This is a genomic window from Bacillus sp. MT94 (assembly GCF_058792475.1).
Window position 1 is genome coordinate 403,643 of the sequence record NZ_JBXAEZ010000003.1, and the last position, 18,154, is coordinate 421,796.

The 18,154-nt window shown below is 35.0% G+C and carries 19 protein-coding genes; 8 read left to right on the forward strand and 11 right to left on the reverse strand.

Annotated features, from left to right (window positions below):
- Positions 1 to 25: 25 nt before the first annotated feature.
- Positions 26 to 2,950 (reverse strand): ATP-binding protein, encoded by a 2,925-nt coding sequence (locus AC1Q51_RS13780; RefSeq protein ID WP_090975723.1) that lies wholly within the window; start codon positions 2,948 to 2,950, stop codon positions 26 to 28.
- Complete coding sequence (locus AC1Q51_RS13785) at positions 2,947 to 4,188, reverse strand: metallophosphoesterase family protein (RefSeq protein WP_090975720.1); 1,242 nt, start codon at positions 4,186 to 4,188, stop codon at positions 2,947 to 2,949. Before AC1Q51_RS13785 ends, AC1Q51_RS13780 begins: the two co-directional genes overlap by 4 nt.
- Positions 4,189 to 4,396: 208 nt before the next feature.
- Between AC1Q51_RS13785 and AC1Q51_RS13790 the strand changes: the two genes are divergently transcribed.
- Positions 4,397 to 4,582, forward strand: a complete 186-nt coding sequence (locus AC1Q51_RS13790; protein ID WP_000539550.1) for a YhzD family protein — start codon at positions 4,397 to 4,399, stop codon at positions 4,580 to 4,582.
- 26 nt (positions 4,583 to 4,608) lie between these two features.
- On the opposite strand, the gene AC1Q51_RS13795 is transcribed toward AC1Q51_RS13790, so the two are convergent.
- Positions 4,609 to 4,971 (reverse strand): hypothetical protein, encoded by a 363-nt coding sequence (locus AC1Q51_RS13795; RefSeq protein WP_000582776.1) that lies wholly within the window; start codon positions 4,969 to 4,971, stop codon positions 4,609 to 4,611.
- A 154-nt stretch (positions 4,972 to 5,125) separates the two neighbouring features.
- On the opposite strand from AC1Q51_RS13795, the gene AC1Q51_RS13800 reads away from it, so the two are divergent.
- Positions 5,126 to 5,266, forward strand: coding sequence for a YflJ family protein (locus tag AC1Q51_RS13800; protein ID WP_000273536.1), 141 nt, complete (start codon positions 5,126 to 5,128; stop codon positions 5,264 to 5,266).
- Positions 5,267 to 5,325: 59 nt separating this feature from the next.
- On the opposite strand, the gene bsh is transcribed toward AC1Q51_RS13800, so the two are convergent.
- Entirely contained in the window at positions 5,326 to 6,312 is a 987-nt protein-coding gene (gene bsh / locus AC1Q51_RS13805; protein ID WP_097822156.1) for a choloylglycine hydrolase, read from the reverse strand.
- Between the two features lie 147 nt (positions 6,313 to 6,459).
- Between bsh and AC1Q51_RS13810 the strand changes: the two genes are divergently transcribed.
- The 3 genes from AC1Q51_RS13810 (at position 6,460) to AC1Q51_RS13820 (ending at position 9,793) form a co-directional block, all read left to right on the forward strand.
- Positions 6,460 to 7,434 carry a zinc-dependent alcohol dehydrogenase family protein gene (locus tag AC1Q51_RS13810; RefSeq protein ID WP_090975716.1) on the forward strand — a complete coding sequence of 325 codons (975 nt, stop codon included), beginning with the start codon at positions 6,460 to 6,462 and terminating at the stop codon, positions 7,432 to 7,434.
- A 638-nt stretch (positions 7,435 to 8,072) separates the two neighbouring features.
- On the forward strand, positions 8,073 to 9,203 hold the full coding sequence (locus tag AC1Q51_RS13815) for an RNA-guided endonuclease InsQ/TnpB family protein (RefSeq protein ID WP_098508247.1): 1,131 nt from the start codon (positions 8,073 to 8,075) through the stop codon (positions 9,201 to 9,203).
- 284 nt (positions 9,204 to 9,487) lie between these two features.
- Complete coding sequence (locus AC1Q51_RS13820; RefSeq protein WP_097925227.1) at positions 9,488 to 9,793, forward strand: hypothetical protein; 306 nt, start codon at positions 9,488 to 9,490, stop codon at positions 9,791 to 9,793.
- Positions 9,794 to 9,889: 96 nt separating this feature from the next.
- Here the strand turns inward: AC1Q51_RS13820 and AC1Q51_RS13825 are convergent, their stop codons facing one another.
- From AC1Q51_RS13825 to AC1Q51_RS13845, 5 genes are all read right to left on the reverse strand, one after another.
- Positions 9,890 to 10,036, reverse strand: a complete 147-nt coding sequence (locus AC1Q51_RS13825; RefSeq protein ID WP_000498642.1) for a hypothetical protein — start codon at positions 10,034 to 10,036, stop codon at positions 9,890 to 9,892.
- A 345-nt stretch (positions 10,037 to 10,381) separates the two neighbouring features.
- Positions 10,382 to 10,693, reverse strand: a complete 312-nt coding sequence (locus AC1Q51_RS13830; protein WP_000637510.1) for a YbjQ family protein — start codon at positions 10,691 to 10,693, stop codon at positions 10,382 to 10,384.
- 142 nt (positions 10,694 to 10,835) lie between these two features.
- Positions 10,836 to 11,039 carry a DUF4028 family protein gene (locus tag AC1Q51_RS13835; protein ID WP_000635853.1) on the reverse strand — a complete coding sequence of 68 codons (204 nt, stop codon included), beginning with the start codon at positions 11,037 to 11,039 and terminating at the stop codon, positions 10,836 to 10,838.
- 139 nt (positions 11,040 to 11,178) lie between these two features.
- Positions 11,179 to 11,709, reverse strand: a complete 531-nt coding sequence (locus AC1Q51_RS13840) for a general stress protein (protein ID WP_065228404.1) — start codon at positions 11,707 to 11,709, stop codon at positions 11,179 to 11,181.
- A gap of 36 nt (positions 11,710 to 11,745) precedes the next feature.
- A complete protein-coding gene (locus tag AC1Q51_RS13845; RefSeq protein WP_001004571.1) occupies positions 11,746 to 11,886 on the reverse strand; it encodes a hypothetical protein in 141 nt (46 codons plus the stop codon).
- A gap of 237 nt (positions 11,887 to 12,123) precedes the next feature.
- On the opposite strand from AC1Q51_RS13845, the gene AC1Q51_RS13850 reads away from it, so the two are divergent.
- From AC1Q51_RS13850 to AC1Q51_RS13860, 3 genes are all read left to right on the forward strand, one after another.
- On the forward strand, positions 12,124 to 12,375 hold the full coding sequence (locus tag AC1Q51_RS13850) for a hypothetical protein (RefSeq protein ID WP_053565099.1): 252 nt from the start codon (positions 12,124 to 12,126) through the stop codon (positions 12,373 to 12,375).
- Between the two features lie 204 nt (positions 12,376 to 12,579).
- The gene (locus tag AC1Q51_RS13855) at positions 12,580 to 15,270 is read left to right on the forward strand and encodes an ATP-binding protein (RefSeq protein WP_492331558.1); all 2,691 of its coding nucleotides are present in this window, start codon (positions 12,580 to 12,582) and stop codon (positions 15,268 to 15,270) included.
- A gap of 16 nt (positions 15,271 to 15,286) precedes the next feature.
- Positions 15,287 to 16,144, forward strand: coding sequence for a CheR family methyltransferase (locus AC1Q51_RS13860; protein ID WP_000429043.1), 858 nt, complete (start codon positions 15,287 to 15,289; stop codon positions 16,142 to 16,144).
- A 185-nt stretch (positions 16,145 to 16,329) separates the two neighbouring features.
- Here AC1Q51_RS13860 and AC1Q51_RS13865 read toward each other — a convergent pair whose 3' ends face one another.
- Both AC1Q51_RS13865 and AC1Q51_RS13870 read right to left on the reverse strand, forming a co-directional pair.
- Positions 16,330 to 17,472 (reverse strand): fused response regulator/phosphatase, encoded by a 1,143-nt coding sequence (locus tag AC1Q51_RS13865; protein WP_098284609.1) that lies wholly within the window; start codon positions 17,470 to 17,472, stop codon positions 16,330 to 16,332.
- Positions 17,473 to 17,644: 172 nt separating this feature from the next.
- Positions 17,645 to 18,085 carry a ferritin-like domain-containing protein gene (locus AC1Q51_RS13870; RefSeq protein ID WP_000017755.1) on the reverse strand — a complete coding sequence of 147 codons (441 nt, stop codon included), beginning with the start codon at positions 18,083 to 18,085 and terminating at the stop codon, positions 17,645 to 17,647.
- Positions 18,086 to 18,154 lie beyond the last annotated feature (69 nt).

Below are 18,154 nucleotides of genomic sequence, written 5' to 3' on the forward strand. Positions count from 1 at the left end.
AATCAGTTACTTTTAGTATAGCATATCACAACTCATTTTCTTTACGCTTATGTGTTAATTTTACAATCTGTTTTTCTGTAAAATACGCGAGTAAATGCGCATGACATGTAAAGAAGATGACTTGTCTATCTTTTGCGATTTCCTTTATTAGTTCAATCGTTCGATCCGTCCTTACCGCATCAAAGTGCACGAAACTATCATCAATAATAAATGGGTAATCATGTTCAAATGTTTTCGCAAGTGCAAATCTCAGCGCTAAATATAACTGCTCCGCTGTCGCTTGGCTTAGTTCATGACTGTAAAAACGTATACCGTCGTTACGTTCAACAATGAACGGCTCCGCCTCTGACGGTGAAAAGATTTTACTATAGCGTCCGCCCGTTAAATAGACGAAATACTCTTCTGATTTTTGTAAAATACGAGGCAGATGCACTTCATGATAATATTGCTTCGTTTTCGTTAACACCGTTTTTGCGGCCGCATAAGCAGCCCATTTCTTCACTTGTTCACGCAATTGCGCTTTTTTCATTTCACATTCATGCATTAAATCGCCGTACGTACTACCTTCTTCTAAATTCACAATTTCCATACGATGTTTCGCAATGCGCTCTGTCAGTTCTTTCTCTTGCGCCAGACAGTTTTGCACGACTGTAATTTCTCTCTTTAATTTCTCTTCATAACCGTCAGCTTCGTAATGTTCAGCTAATGATAAACTCTTTAAACGCTGTTCTAACAGATCAATTTGCGGTAATAAACGCACTACTTGTTTCTCAGCATCTTCACGTTTTCCCGCTAGTTTACCTGCTTCTAAAAACATCTCTTCATCTGTAGCATCTGCAATATGCCATAAACTGTCTCGTTCTACTAGCAATTGCTTTAATTGTTCTTTCATAAACTCATATTCTTCTTGCCATTCCGCCAGTTTCTCTTTCAGCTGCTTACAAGTTTGTCTCTTCTCTTTCTCATTTTGCATAAGCCTTTGCGCCTCATACAACTTACTATACTCCGCACTACCGATAACAGTTTCTAGTTTATGTTCAAATTGCGAAATCATTTCATATAATGAAGATTTTCGTGTGCCTTGCTTCTCTAATTCACGATATAATTGCTGCATTTTTTCCATACGCTCAAACGCCGGCAATATGTGCGCATACGTATAAAATTCTGGGAACATATAGCGCGTTTTATATGCATCTACTTGTTCTCCCGCCTGGAACGTTTCTCTCTCCCATTCCTCATACGATGAAACGACTTTATCATAAGCTCGCTCCATTTGCTGCAATTTATAAGACTCACGCTCAAATAGCTTACGAATTTCTTCATCCTTTTCTAACTGATAGCGCACAGACAGCGCTTCTTCACTTTGTCTCCCGCCAGCACTTTGCCGAAGAGTAAGAAGCTCTTCTTGTAATCCGCTTGATGGATCTTTATATAAAACAAGAGCAAGGACAATCCCTACAAAAACAATAACACTAATAAATAAGAGCGGGCGGTTATCAATAAATAAACTCGTGAATAAAACAAGCGTGTTAATAAGAAGTAACAGAAGACAAATTCTTTGCCACTGCTTTTTCTTTTGCATAGCCGCTCCTGCTTTTTCCTCATACTTGCGCTTCATTCTCTCTGCATCCATACCGATAAACGCCGCGTCTTGGAACGATTTCTCTTTCTCAACTAACGTATTTCGCTCTTCATCAACTAACATTTGTTTCTGAATCTGTCTTATATTTTCTTCTTGTTCTTCTAATTGCTCTTGCGCTACTTTAAAACGATCATCAAGCTGTGCTTTTTGCGTTTCTAATTCACGTGCCTTTTGCACGGTTTGCGTAATTAATTCTTTCGTTGCCAAACTCATGTCAAACGCAAGAACCGCTTCCTTTTCAAAAGTAGCACCAATTTGTTGTTCTAGTTCTGCAATTTCTTCTTTTATATTCGCAATACTTCCTGTCATATCACGCATTTCTTGGCGTGCATTTTCGTAAGATAAATGCTGCATACGAAGTTCTTCTACATAACTTTCTTTTCGTAAAAACTCTTCATCTATTTGAATCGAGACAATTTCCGATTGCACTGTCTCTATTTTTTTGTGGAGCGAATCAACTTGTAACTGAAGCGGCTCCATCTTCGCCTTAATCGCTTCATAGCGCGCCATTCCGTTTACAGGAAACTGCCCGCTCTCATTTTCTAACACTTTCTCATGCGCACGTTTTTCAATAACGAGTGGCTCTAGCGCTGCTAATATTTCATAATCTTGCTTTCGCTTTTCTGCACTCTCTTTCTCTCCGCGAACAGAAGCAAGTTTCTCTTCACTTTCTTTTAATTGCTCGACTTGTTTTTCATACGTGCCAATTTTCCCTTGCCACTCTTTCATCTTCTCTTCAAGCTTCTTCATCTCTTGCAGTGACACGTTAATTTCCGGTTTACGCCCACTCGGTTTAAAGCGTTGATCCATTTCTTTTTCTAGCTTTTTATCTAACTGTAATAGCGCGTCGCTTCCGACTGCACTTGCCGAAAATAAATAATTGCCAATATCCGCTTCGCCGAGCTGATGAATATTTTGAAGACCATGCATATCAAATGAAAAGACCGATTCAAATAAACTTTCATTCATCCCGCTTAATATATCGTTTAAAATTTCCTCGCCGCCCGTTTTCCCGTCTTCAAAATAAACGGTCACCTCGCCAGCTGCCGTCTTTGGCAATCGTTCAATTTTCAAACGGCCGTACTGCTCTGTTTGCACAGTCAGCGCACCGCCATACTTCCCGCCTTCTTTCGGCTCATAACGGCGCTGTCCTCTCGTCGGAAAACCGAACAAAATACTTTTCATAAACGAGCGAATTGTCGATTTCCCCGCTTCGTTTTCACCGTATAGTACCGTCAGCAAGGAAAGATCCATTTCCACATTTTCTAATTTTCCGTATCCATAAATATGGAGTTTTTCAATTCTCATTTTTTATCCCTCTCTTGCTGGAATAATTGTTCTAAAATAATATTTTCTGCTTCCTTTTGAATCTCTTTCTTCTCGTCTTCTGTAAAAGATTCAATACTATTACGCGCTACAGGAGATGTCCAAATGGTGCGCAACACGCCGTCCATATTTGTGAAAGCTTCTAGCTCCTTTAGCACACTACCGACGAAATGATTTTCCGCTTTCAAACGTTCGATTTCCGCAAAAGAAACCGTCTCATTTTTCCACTTCATTGCATATACGAAATCTTTTCGCTCTTCGCCAGATGCTAAAATATGAAAAATCTCTTCCACACGCTTTTCGTCACGCAAATAAGGAGAAAGTGGGCCCTGCCCTGTGAATACGACAGTTAAAAGCGTCCCTTCCTCTTCTCTTCGGTAATCATTCATCGCAGTTGACATGCTCGTCATAAGTTCATCAACAGTTTCAAGTCCATCAATACAAACCTCGATCTCATCCCATACAACATCTGCCGTATGGAAAAATGAACACTGCGTTCCTTGTTTCGTAAGTTCAATAAGGTACGCACCCTTCTCGCCTGCTTCCTTACGATGACGACCTTGTATGTTTCCTGGATAAATAATGTATGGCTCTTCTGATAAAATTTCACGTTTATGTATATGGCCAAGAGCCCAATAATCAAACTGTTTTTCTTTCAATTCACGAATTTGAAACGGTGCATAGCGATTATGCTCTGCATCTCCTTCCACACTTCCGTGAAGCATTCCAATATGAAAAGGCGCATCACCCATTTTCATATACTGCGCTGTCATATTATCCGTTACCGCTTGCTGCAAATAACTAAACCCATAAATAGAAGCTAATAGCTCACCATTTTTATAAAATGATTTCTCTTCTACGTAAGGCTCCGTAAACACATGAACATTTTCCGGAAACTCAATCGCTGCCCAGCTTCCTCCTAAATGATCATGGTTACCGTGAATAATAAAAACAGGGATATCGTACTGCGAAAGTCTCTTCATTTGCTCACGCACAAACACTTGCGCCCTCAAACTTCTCGTCTCCGCATCATACAAATCCCCAGCTAGTAATACGAAATCAACGCGCTCTTGAATCGCTTTATCAACAATACGCTCAAATGATTCAAACGTACTTTGCTTCATTCTCTCCCAAACAGACTGCGCAACATTCATCTCCATTCCTTTAAACGGACTATCCAAATGCAAATCAGCCGCATGTATAAACTTTACTTGTTTCACAAATAACGATCCTTTCTATCTTTCAAAAGTTTCATTTTATTAAAATTAACATCGCTGAAAACTAATAATCATCGAGAATGAAAATATTCTCGATGATTAAAGTTTCATTCTATTTTACCACGCAATGTCATATATTTCTTTGCATATTGTAGCGTTTTATGTCAAAATAATTATAAGATTCTGATTTTAATTATTGGAGGGAATTTTCATGGGAGTATACGTTCTAACAGTCTTTGAAAAAGATGGTTCAAAAGCATTAGACGAATCATTCGAGGCGGCAACTGAAAAAGAAGCAAAAGCAAAAGGTGAATCTATTTTACAAGAAAAGGGATTGCATGAAAAAACACATCGTTGTACATCTTCTGCAGGTAAGCTCGTTTTATTCCAGCGCTAAAAAAAGAAGCGTCATCCGCTTCTTTTTCACTCTACTATATCTTCGTCACACCACGTAAACACCACATCTAGAATGCGATTACCAATACGTACGCGTTTATTCCATTTACCTGTTTGGATCTGATGTTGCAATTCAGCTTTCATCTTTTCCGTCCAGTCGTGAATCGTTTCACTACCGTCGTACGGATATACGCCTGGAAACTCTTCCTGCAGTAGATGCAAGCTCTCTGCATCAAAATGAAAATGGAAGAAGTAGTTTGCTGTAAGCGATGGTTCTTGCAATCGTAAAAAATGATCATCAATTTGCTTTCTATTTCTATAGAAAGTAAAGATATTCACTTTACCGCTAGTAATTTGGTCAATTTGAATTTCGTGCTTCTCTATAATCACGTCTTGTCCACCTCGTTGTATACTATCTTTAGTATATATGTCTTTTGCAACAAAGTTAACCATTTTCGCGCGAAATTCATTTCCTTCATTATATTACCTGTACCTCCATATGCAATCAGAACAAATAAAAACAAAGTTGAAGGGGAGCGATCACATGTATTTCGGAAGCAAAGGTTGGTATGTAAAAGAACTTAAAAAATTAGGTATCCGTACTTATGAAGGTAAAAAACTAGAATCGTATCGTACGCATGTGTTATCTAGTTTACTTGAGAGAATGAAGAAAGCTTCGGCTTAATAGAAAAACACCTCCCGAATTCGCATACTAAGTATGCAAATTCAATGGAGGTGTTTTTATCAGTTTTCATAAAAGATTTTTTGCTTCCGCTGGAACGGATACGTTTTAATCTCAGCTGTATCTAAATCTTCATTGAATAAATGAATGGCTATAATTTGTCTACAATCGTAAGTATGGTAATAATATGTTCCAGACTCCATACACATTGCACTTGTATAGATCGTATTATCTAATATACCGTCTTCTGTTATTACTGCCCCCTTAGGAACCTCACAATTTGATAAGATATGAAAAATAGCCGATATCCCCTCTTCTTCGTTCTCTATACTTTGAATGTTTTGTTTGCCATATGCTGCCCGTACAAATCTTGATGGCGGGGTGAAATCTCCAGGAAGTCCCATCGTTCCTGAACCTTGGCCAAAAGCACTTAATGGTACATCTCCCCACTCAGTTGGCGCAAATGGCTGCGATTTAAGTCCAATATATTGTCTTAAATTTTGTAAATGCCAATTAAACTCGGGACTATTAGTCATTACTCCTATTGGATTGTCATACACTTTTATTCCATCAACTGTCGGCTCAAGTACAATACACGCTCCCGATTTATCTGCTAAAATCCAATGTAGCGGTGGCGTAATTCCTAAAACTGGTAATGGCACATCTATAAAGGCAATGTTATCAATATATTTTCTTAATTCTTCAACAGAATTGAACTGCGTGAGGCTCCAAGTCACAAAATCAAATGGCGCTACATTCGTTTTATTGCTATCTATATGATTACTATAAGTAGCAAATCCTGGGAAATAGAGAGTCGCACATGTCATACCAGTTTCATTTACTCCGTCCGCCATCATGACCCTTCCTCCAAAATTAATTCCCATTCCGACAACAGCCTTTTTCGCTCGGATCGTTTCACCAGTTATATTGTTCCACTGATAACGCCGAGGAATGATTATTACTTCTTGATTCATATCTAATGTGAAATCCATTGTTCTCCCAAAAAGATGTTGGAAATTTTTTGTTTGTAACGTCAAACTAGTACACATGAAGAAATCCCCCCATTTTATAGTTCTATAAACATTTTATAAAATTCAGATAAATACGTAAATTAAAAAAACTATTTATCACTAACAAAATAATCGCCCAAACCAAAAATGCTATAATAAACCCAATCAAACTAAGGGGGAACATTTATGTTGGACGGAACATGCATTCAATTTCATAAGTTTGGCAATCCAAAAGACGTATTACAAGTTGAATATAAAAATATAGAACCACTGAAAGATAATGAAGTTTTCGTTCGTATGCTAGTTAGACCTATTAATCCATCTGACTTAATTCCCATCACTGGAGCATACGCACATAGAATCCCTTTACCTAACATACCTGGTTATGAAGGTGTTGGTATTGTAGAAGATGTAGGAGCTTTTGTTTCTAGAGAGCTTATCGGTAAACGTGTGTTACCGTTACGCGGGGAAGGTACTTGGCAAGAATATGTGAAAACATCAGCTGACTTTGTAGTTCCTATTCCTGATTCCATCGATGATTTCACAGCGGCACAAATGTATATTAATCCTCTTACGGCGTGGGTTACATGTACAGAAACGCTAAACTTACAACGTAATGATGTTTTATTAGTGAATGCTTGTGGATCCGCAATTGGTCATCTTTTTGCGCAGTTATCACAAATTTTAAACTTCCGACTCATTGCCGTGACAAGAAATAATAAGCATACAGAGGAGTTACTGCGCCTAGGTGCTGCATATGTAATCGATACTTCCACTACCCCGCTTTATGAAACCGTTATGGAATTAACGAACGGGCTCGGCGCGGATGCTGCAATTGATTCTATCGGGGGACCGGATGGAAATGAATTAGCTTTCTCAGTACGTCCAAACGGGCACTTTTTAACGATCGGTCTTCTATCAGGTGTACAAGTTAACTGGGCAGAGATTGTCACGAAAGCAAAAGTGCACGCGAACATATTTCATTTACGACATTGGAATAAAGAAGTGTCACCATATAAATGGCAAGAGACGTTTCGTCATTTAATTCACTTAGTAGAAAATAAGCAATTACGTTTTATGAAAGTACATTCTACGTATGGATTAGCGGATGTGAAAGCGGCAGTTGATGTTGTACAGTCCGCTGAGAAAACGAAAGGGTAACTAACTGTTACGATTTATTTAACCAATTATAACGAAAGTTAATTAAATATATCAGTAAGCCCTGCTAGTCAAGTGATTGGCTAGTAGTGAGGGTTAACTGCGGGCAATCCCTAAAGCTGATTGAACTACAACGTGGCTAGAAATAGTGAGCGTGAATGTCGCGAAAGCAGAAAAAATCAATCAGATTGTGCAAGGTTAAATCCTAAACACTAGAACAATGGGTCTTCCGCCTCGAATCATCTAAGTCAAAAGTGATAAGATGAACGTTCAACGACTATCTCGTATAACTGACGAGAGTACATCACAAGCCTATGGTGGTGGAAAAATCCTCTATCTCTAAGTAGATAAACATATAGTCTGCGCTCATGTGAAAACATGAGAAGTTCATAAGAGAACTGGCTAAGGAATTGCGCCCTTAGTTGAACAAGATAAATTTTATTGAATCTATCAAACTTCATTGATTTTATCGAACGTACGTGCTATGTTTGGTTCGATGAGGTGAGAATAATAATGAAATTTTCACGAGTTAGTCAAGTATCAGAATTAACAGGTTTGCATCCGAGTGGTCTCAGGAGAATGCTGGTGGAACACGCTACGATTCAGAAGAACAAATCTTTCATTAAAGGAGTTACATTCTGATGATATTGGCGAAGAAAGTCAGACTAATTCCAACGCCTGAACAAGAAAAAGTGCTTAGAAACCATGCTGGTGCTGCAAGATTTGCTTATAACTATTGTAAAAGAATAAGTGATAGATATTATAAGCTATTTGGAAAATCTGTTTCACAGTTAGCTTTACAGAAACGATTTACAAAGATCAAGAAGCGAAAGAAATATGAGTGGTTAAAAGACATTAATGCACAAGTTCCCAAACAGGCTTCAAGAGATTTTGATGCGGCGAGAAAAAATTCGTTCAAAAAGTACAAAAATGGTTCTCACACTTCTTATAAATCCAAAAAAGATGTAATCCAAGGATTTTATGCTAATTATGAAAGACTGATTATAGGAAAGAAAGTAGTTCACATTCAGTCTATTGGAGAAGTGAAAACAAGCCAACAACTACCAAGAAATAAAAAACCATCCAATCCAAGAGTTACCTTTGATGGTCGTCACTGGTGGATTAGTGTAGGGTTCCAAGAAGACTTTGAATTACAAGAACTAACGAATGAGTCGATTGGTGTGGATGTTGGTTTAAAAGAGCTTTTTGTAGCTTCTAATGGTATGAAAGAACGAAATATAAACAAAGATGCCAAGGTTAAAAAACTTTTGAAAAGGAAAAAGTCAGCACAAAGAGATATGTCTAGGAGATTTAAAAAAGGTGTGAAAATTCAATCTGCTGAATATGAAAAAGCGAAAGCTGAGCACCTGCGGTTATCTAGAAAAATTACGAATATCCGAAATAACCATATCCATCAAGCAACAGCTAAATTGGTGAAAACCAAACCAATGAGAATTGTTGTGGAAGACTTATCTATCTCAAACCTGTTAAAAAACAAAAAACTATCGAAAGCATTTTTATTTCAAAAATTACACTTCTTCTTTCAATGTTTATCATATAAGTGCGAGAAGTATGGCATTGCGTATGTAAAAGCTGATAAATGGTTCGCCTCAAGCAAGATTTGTTCATGTTGTGGAGTTAAATACGACCATTCAGTTCAACCAGAAGGACAGTGGAGTTTAAAGATTCGTGAGTGGCGTTGTGCTTCATGCAATAGCTATCACGATAGGGATGTAAATGCTGCGATAAATTTATCAAGATGGGTAAAATAAATGCTTGATAATAGGAGGTAACGATACTGCCTCGTGTGGAGTGTTATACCCCTCGTCCCTTTGGGGCTGCGAGAACACTTTGAAGCACTAACTTGTGTAAATTTGATTGAATTGTATAGATTTAGTTAAGTTTATCGTATCGGAAAGTGTTTTTGACGAGTTATTAAATGCAAAAGAAGAAGTCTTTTGCATTTACCTTTTAAATAGACTAGATAGTACGTTTAGCAGTCTATAATTATAATTTTTTGGTACAATTATATTGAAAGGTAAAAGGAGCTTCTAACATGTGGTTCATTTCGGCAATTTGGCCTATTATACTAGTCGGGGGAATTGTAGTATTTGTAATAAAAAGATTGGAACATAAATATAAGCACGGCAAATTGGGTAAGAAAAAATCAAAAGAGACTCAACTGTTATTAGACAGTTTCATACCTATAGGAATGCTTTTTGGCTGTATAATTGGTTTGATTTTCGGCATGTTTTCCCCAGATTTCTCACTGCTTTCAATTAGTTTAGGATCCGGAATAGGCTATTTATTTGGATTTTTTGCTTATGAAATTTATAGCAAGACAGGAAACAATTTTTGTTAATCCAAAAGGAATAAGCGGGACAGTACATAGTAATCATATAAAATATGTAACTGTCCTTTATTTTTGCATCAATGTTATCAATTTTTCTTCCACATCCTATACACCTTTTTTATTGATGTTTCTCTCCTCTTTCTTTCGCATATCCGCTTTTTTGTTCTTCTCGGCTCTATAACCAAAGTAAAGTAGCGCACATGTAGTAATAGAACCTACAATGTATCCTAAAAAGCCTCCTAACCAAAACATAAAAATTGCCTCCAATCCATTATAAATTTTATGTAGTAGACATCTGTAAAACGCTCTCGGTACCTCCGTTTTTTATTACAGATTGGAAAATCCCCTTAACTATTCCATCCATGAACATTCTGTCTTCTCTATTTTGATTATTATCTATAAAATTATTTATACCACTAATTCTTCCATTATCTCAAATAACAACTTTATTATAAAGTTTGCACTCACATTACATATATGTAGCATCACTGTCTCTTTTTCATTTTACCCTTGTAACTGGAGTTTACTTCTACAACTTAAAAACAAAAAACCCCCTCAAAGCATAAACTTCAAGGGGTGAGCCTGTTTTTTATTTACTTATATACGTACAGCTGTACCACTTACAGCAACCATTAACATTCCATCACGAACAACTTCGTAATCTACGTCAATACCAACGATAGCGTTCGCACCTTTTTGTTTTGCAAGTTCTTTCATTTCATCCATTGCGATATCACGAGCTTCTTTTAGCTTGCTTTCATAAGAACCAGCACGACCACCGACAACATCACGAACTGAAGCGAATAAATCGCGGACAATATTTGCACCCATAATAGCTTCACCATTTACAATATCGATATACTCAATAATTTCTTTACCTTGAATTCCAGACGTTGTTGTTACAATCATGACTGACACTCTCCTAATAAGTTGTAGTTTTGATAAGCTTTCTTATGTCTTTATTATGACATGGAAAAAGTATCTAATCCATTGAATTACCTTACAGGAATGTGACAGTTTTGTAATAATAAAGCGCGCATTATGTTTAATTTTAATAAAGTGCTTTAATATTGGGATACATAAACGATTCTCTATTTTCTTTCCAATCCTTTTCTACTTCTTTAAAAGTTGGTCGCCCTAATTCTTTGTTATTTTCATGTTTACTAAACCATTTTTTCACATACTGGTCTCCATTTTTGTTTTGAACTGTACAAAGGAAACTATTACTGCTATCCTTTAATATTTTTACAATCACGAAAAGGCACCTCTTCCCTTTTAAATAACATGATAGAACTTGATCTTTTACTATAAGCCCTTCCTCTCTTATAGTCATACGACTCCTCGGCCGCGCCAAAGTTGTAAGATCAAAAAACGATATTCACTTTGTTTATATTTTATTTAAAGAAATCAGAGTTATAGGCATTATGCTTATCAAATATTTTATAGATTTCTAACTTATCATCTAATTTTGCATCTACTAAAATTAATATATTTCCATCGTAAATATACTCTTCATATTTCTTAGCATGGTCTTCAGGGATTCCTAAGCCGATAAATGCCCCTATTAAACTTCCAGCTCCACCGCCAATACCGGCTCCTCCAATAGCTGCTGCGATCGGTCCTGCTGCTACGATTGGACCCATTCCAGAAACGGCAAGTACACCAAGACCTGTTAATAAACCACCAAGCCCGCCTGCTACCCCTCCAGCTACAAGCCCTGTCGCTGAAAAGATATCTGCTTTATGTGCAGTTTCGCTATTCACTTTTTCACCCGATTTTTCTTCTAGATGTTCAATTTCCTTTTGATCTTTCGCAATAGCTGAAATGTTATCCGCTGAGTATCCTTTATCATTTAATTCATTAATAACGAGTGCCGCATCATCAATTGTTCTAAAAACACCTACTATTTTTCTATCTACATTCATAACTATTAGCCTCCTAAAGTTTTATATAATGTATTTTTATTTTTCTTCATTTCTGTATACACTAATTTTCTTATTAACATAACCATTTACGAAGAAAGCGAATAGTAAAAGCACTACAAGTGAACTACTTAACAAGTAAATTAAATCAAATGTAATATTAATCATCATTTCATTCATGTATACCAGGCTCCTTTTTATTTAAAGTAAAAGTATATTTTGATAGACTAATCTACTAAACATAGACATCTTACAATTCATCTTCAATCAATCTCTTTGTAGTATATGTATACCCTTCCTAACCTTTTCTAAACGTAAAAAAACTATACTTATATTTTTTCTTATTTATATGTTTAACATTTTTTAAAACGGGTATGTTTATATTGTTATGCTTACTATATGGAAAGGAATATTACGATGAACGCCATTCACTCTACTACTATTTCTTATAATGAAACACCTACAATAACTCAGATTCATCATTTTTATGCTTTAATGACAACATTTCAAACGAATGTATTTATAGGTAAACACGGAGCACTTACTTCTATTAAAAACTTAAGCACTCTAGTATCCTTTTTCCTTACTGTAAAAAAGAAAGATCTTATATTATTTATTTTTGAAGGAATAGATGCAAAAAGAGCTTTAAGAACACTCTTCCCTTCTTAGAATGTTTGTTATCCTCTATTCCCTCGTTTACTACCTTTCATATATGTTTTTATATTTCAAAATGATTTCCTCTATAAAAAAAGAACCCCCTAATACAATAGGGGGATTTCTAGTTTGGCCTTATGAAAACTGATATAATATATATTACGTTTTTCATTCTTTAAAATAGAAAAGTTTTAATAACCTTGAAGGTAGGAATTTTTAATGAACTCGAAAGCAAAATTTAGTATTCGCTACAAAATTATGGCTGGTTATTTAGTTATCATTTTGTTCTTACTTGTTTCTTTCATTATGTTGAACAATGAGATTTCTAATTTACAAAAATCTCGTAATTTTATTATTGATCACGATTTTAAAGTTCTCAATTTAACAAATCAAGTGGAGAAAGATTTACTAACAATAGAAAATAAAGCGAAAGGGTTTATCATTTCTAATAATCCAAATTACGTACAATCTCTTAATTCTGCGGAAAAGGATTACGAAAAGCATTATCAAGATCTTTTCTCATTATTAGAGGATAACCCATCTCAGCAAGAAAAATTAAAACAGATTAACGAAAATATTATTAGTTGGATAAATAAAGAGATTCACCCGTTAATTGCAAATCATAATAGTAATAATGTACAAACAATCGACACGACTCAAATTCAGTCATTACAGTCGCAGCTAACTAACTTCCGGAGCACTGAGGAGCAACTAACGAAAAAAAGAGCAGCACAATTAGATATTGAAAATAATAAATTAGAGATTTGGTTATATAGTTTATTGTTCTTACTTTCTTGTATTTCTATTATCATTTCACTCTATATTTCGAATTCCATTACAAAAACGATTAAAAATGTAATTCAAGCTATTAAATCCATTTCTTCTAAAGAAAAAATCACGGAAAGAATTCATGTAAACACACGTGATGAAATAAAAGATCTTGCTCATACAACGAACCACTTACTAGACGAAATATCGAAAAGAGAGTGGTTACAAACTGAGCTTGCAGAATTAATTTTAATGTATCAAGGTGTATCTTCTATTGAGATGTTAGGTAAAAAAATTCTTAGTGGAATTATACAAAAAACGCAAACTTCTTGCGGTGCATTTTATGTACGTGAAGAATATGAAGAAACTGTCTACTATGTGAAAAAAGCTTCTTTCGCCGATCAAGGTGCTGATATTGGAAAACAATCCATTAAAATGGGTGAAGGTTTCATTGGACAGTCTGCCTTAGAAAAGAAAAGTTTTATTCTCAGGGATATACCCGAAGAGTTTCGTTATGTCACTAGCGGAGTATTAGAAATACGTCCTAAAAATCTACTAGTCATCCCTATCTTATTTGAGGATGAGGTGATTGCAGTAATGGAGTTAGTAAGTGTAACTGAGATTTCAGACTTACATCAAGATTTAATTCAACAAACTATTGATAATCTAGGTTTAACAATCCATAGCATTATAGGACGTATGCGAATTCAAACTCTTTTACATGAATCACAAGCAATGACAGAAGAGTTACAAGTTCAATCAGAAGAATTACAAACGCAAGCGGAAGAACTACAAATGCAAGCGGAAGAATTACGAACAACGAATGAACAATTAGAGTCTAGAACTGAAGAAGCTGAACAAAAGACAGCTGACTTACAAATTACCAAATCAGAATTAGAAGAAAAAGCAAGCGAGTTGTTACGCAGCTCAAAATACAAATCTGAGTTCCTAGCAAATATGTCACATGAATTACGCACACCGTTAAATAGTATTTTACTATTATCTGAAATGTTAAGAGAAAATCATGATAATCATTTATCGGATGATGAAATTGAACTAGCAACTGTCATTCATTCATCAGGGAAAGACTTACTTACTTTAATTAATGACATACTAGATTTATCTAAAGTAGAAGCAGGCAAACTAGACATCATTTTTGAAGCAACGAACATAAGTGACATGGCAGCCAATATGCATCAAAACTTTTTACATATAGCTGCACAAAAAAATGTCGAATTTACTATTGAAGACAGTGATACGATTCCTGATCTGTTTTATACAGATGCAAAACGGATTGAGCAAATTATTAAAAACTTATTATCCAATGCATTTAAATTCACGGAAAAAGGATCCGTTTCTTTACATTTCGATTCAATAGAAACAACCAATTTAAGTCATGATATGCAGTCTATAAGTAAAGATTGGATTACAATTTCAGTAAAAGATACTGGTATTGGTATCGCTAAAGAACAGCATCAACTTATTTTCGAAGCCTTTCAACAGGCAGATGGAGCAACGATTCGAAAGTATGGTGGCACAGGACTAGGTTTATCTATTTGTAAAGAGTTTGCTAGATTGTTAGGTGGTTGGATTACGTTAGAGAGTAATGTAGGAGAAGGTAGTACTTTCACAGTATATATTCCTAACCTTCCAAATGGATTACATGATATACAGTTATCCAATTTAGAAGTCGCAGCAACGATAGAAGATGTTATTCCTGCTGAAGTTGTTGAAGAAACTATCGTTACTACCGAAACAAATAACGTCTTCCAAGAGAAAAACATTTTAATTGTCGATGATGATCATCGAAATATATTTGCGTTACAAAATGCATTAAAAAAACAAAATGCCAACATTATTACTGCCCAAAACGGCATAGAGTGTTTAGAAATACTAAAAAGCAATACAAATATTGACCTTATTTTAATGGATATTATGATGCCTAATATGGACGGTTATGAAACGATGGAAAATATCCGAATGAACTTAGGGTTACATGAAATACCTATTATCGCATTAACTGCTAAAGCAATGCCAAATGATAAGGAAAAATGTTTATCTGCTGGCGCTTCAGATTATATAAGTAAACCATTAAACCTACATCAACTCTATTCGGTAATGAGTGTATGGTTAATAAAATAAGTGAGGTTTAGTTGGAGTGGAAAATAAGTATTATAATTTTGATCCATCAGTAGATACGGATGAGCGCACGAACTTAGAAATTGAATTACTATTGGAAGCGGTATTTAAACTATCAGGATTTGATTTTCGCCAATATGCTCGCACATCTATTTATAGAAGGATTTGTAATCGAATGCAGCTCTCTAATATCCCAACCATTTCAAAATTAATTGAAAAAGTAATTCACGAGGAAGGGGTTTTAGAACAGTTATTAAATGATTTCTCGATTAATGTAACTGAGATGTTCCGTAACCCTGCCTTTTTTAAAGCGCTAAGAGAGCATGTTATTCCTGAATTGAAAAAGCAACCTGAAATTAGAATTTGGCATGCTGGATGCGCAACTGGTGAAGAAGTATTATCGATGTCCATCTTACTTCACGAAGAAGGATTAAGTGAAAAGTCGGTTATTTACGCAACAGATATGAATACAAATGTGTTAGAAAAAGCAAAACAAGCTATCCTCCCGTTAAATAAAATGCAAACTTATACGAAAAACTATTTACAAGCTGGCGGTACACAAGCATTTTCTAACTATTATTCAACAGATAATCGTTTTGCTTATTTTAATCCTTCACTGTTACAAAACATTATTTTTGCACAGCATAATTTAGTAACCGATCAATCTTTTAACGAGTTTCATATTATACTTTGTCGTAACGTTTTAATTTACTTTACAAGTAAACTTCAAAATCAAGTGCAGCAACTATTTTATGAAAGCTTAAGTCACAATGGATTTCTATGTTTAGGAAATAAAGAAACTCTTCGTTTTTCAAATATAATGCCGCATTATACCCAATTTAATCCTAGTGAACAAATTTATCAAAAAATACAATAAAGTGAAACTTTAATCAGTGGGGGTATCCCCCACTGATTATTAGTTGAACCAATCGGGCATTTACGGGCAGTTGATCTCCCACCTACCTTCTTTGCTTCAGACTATTTTTTTTGGTAGGAGTCTTACTGCCCGTTAATGCGAAATAAAAAGCGTATGAAATCCTCTGTTTGGATTTCATACGCTTTTTATTTCGCATTCGTTTGTATCATAATTAGACACATATCATCTGATTGCGCTTTCTTTTGTTCTTCCTTGTAAAACCCTTCTATCTCGCCTTCTAAATCTCCCCATTTTCTTTCTGTAAAAGTACGTAATTTCTCTTCAGACTCAAATTCATCATTTGCAATTGCTTCAAGAACACCATCTGTAAACAATAATATTTGAGCGTTCTTCTCAAAAGGTATAACTGTCTTTTTAACTTTTATTTCATCAAAAAATCCTACAGCACAACTCCCGCGATCTAGTTCAACTACATTTGTTTCATCAACTAAAATATATCCAGAAGGATGCCCTGCATTTACATATTCAACTGTTCTATCTTCTGTATTAACAACTAAGTATATCGCCGTAAAATAATAAGGAATATTATCATTTTCATTATGTAAAAGGGTCATATATTTATTTAATTCTTTAATAACGAGTTCTGGATCAATTAAACATTTAATTGTTTCACGTAATACAGACGAAATAAACATACAAACTAATGAAGCAGATACACCATGTCCCATCACATCTAATAATATAATACCGTAGCGATTTTCATCGATTTTATACCAATAATACATATCTCCAGCTAGTTTAAATGAAGGTAAGTAACTTGCTTCAATTTTTATATGATCTTCTCTTAATGGGCTACTTAATAAGTTTCTTTGTACTTGCGTAGCTAAATCTAGTTCATTCCGAAGATTTTCTTCTTGTTCTTTATGCCAATTTAATTCTGATTTCAAGCGTAACGCTACACGCATACGTGCTAATAATTCAACTTTATTTATAGGTTTCGTAATATAATCCATTGCCCCCATATCAAGAGCTTCGGCCAATTTATTTGCATCCTCTAAAGCTGTAACAAAAATAATAGGGATATCTTTAAACTTCTCCTCTTTTTGTAATCGCCTACAAACTTCAAGTCCATCAATTTCAGGCATCATAATATCTAATAGTATTAAATCAATTTCATTATGCCTGGAAGAATCTTTTCCAAACTGTATGTATTCGAAGAGCTCTTGTGCAGAATTGAGCGATACAAGATCATGATATCCGGCTTGTTTTAAAATCTTCTCAATTACAAATATGTTAACCGGATTATCATCAACAATTAAAATGGACACAAGTTATTTCCCCTTTTCTTATTTAAAATGTAAATCTATTATCATTTTCTATTTTTCTAGTATTACATACTCAGTTACAAAATGAAAATTTCTTACTCAAACATATTTATACAACAAAAGAACAAACCCCTAGAAATAGGAATTTGTTCTTTCACTCTATAAATTTCTACTTTTAATTTAAAACCATTGCTTTATCATTTAAAAGACGATCTAATTCTTCCATATGATTTGTTTCATCTGCAATCATATCTTCTAGTTTTACAACTAACTCTGTCATATTTAATTTCGCTGCCTGTTCTTTTCTCGTTTCATAACGCTTAATTGTTTCATATTCTGATTGTCTAGCGGATTCTAACATTTCTCTAACATCTTCTACTTGTTTCACTGGTAAAGGGATCGTAGTAGGTGTACCACCTAGCGTCTTAATTTTCTCCGCTAAATATAGGGCATGTCCTTGTTCATCACTAATTTCAGATTCAAAGAAAGGTTTTAACACTTGTCTATATATACCAGAAACTGTAGCTGCATTATGGTTATACATAATAATTGCTGAGTATTCTCCTGCTAAATCTTCATTCAATCCTTCGATTAGTTCTTTCACATCGTGTGACATTTTCATATCTCCTCCTATACTTAATAAGTACCCCTTTTCTCATGTTTTAAACATAATTATTTTAAATTT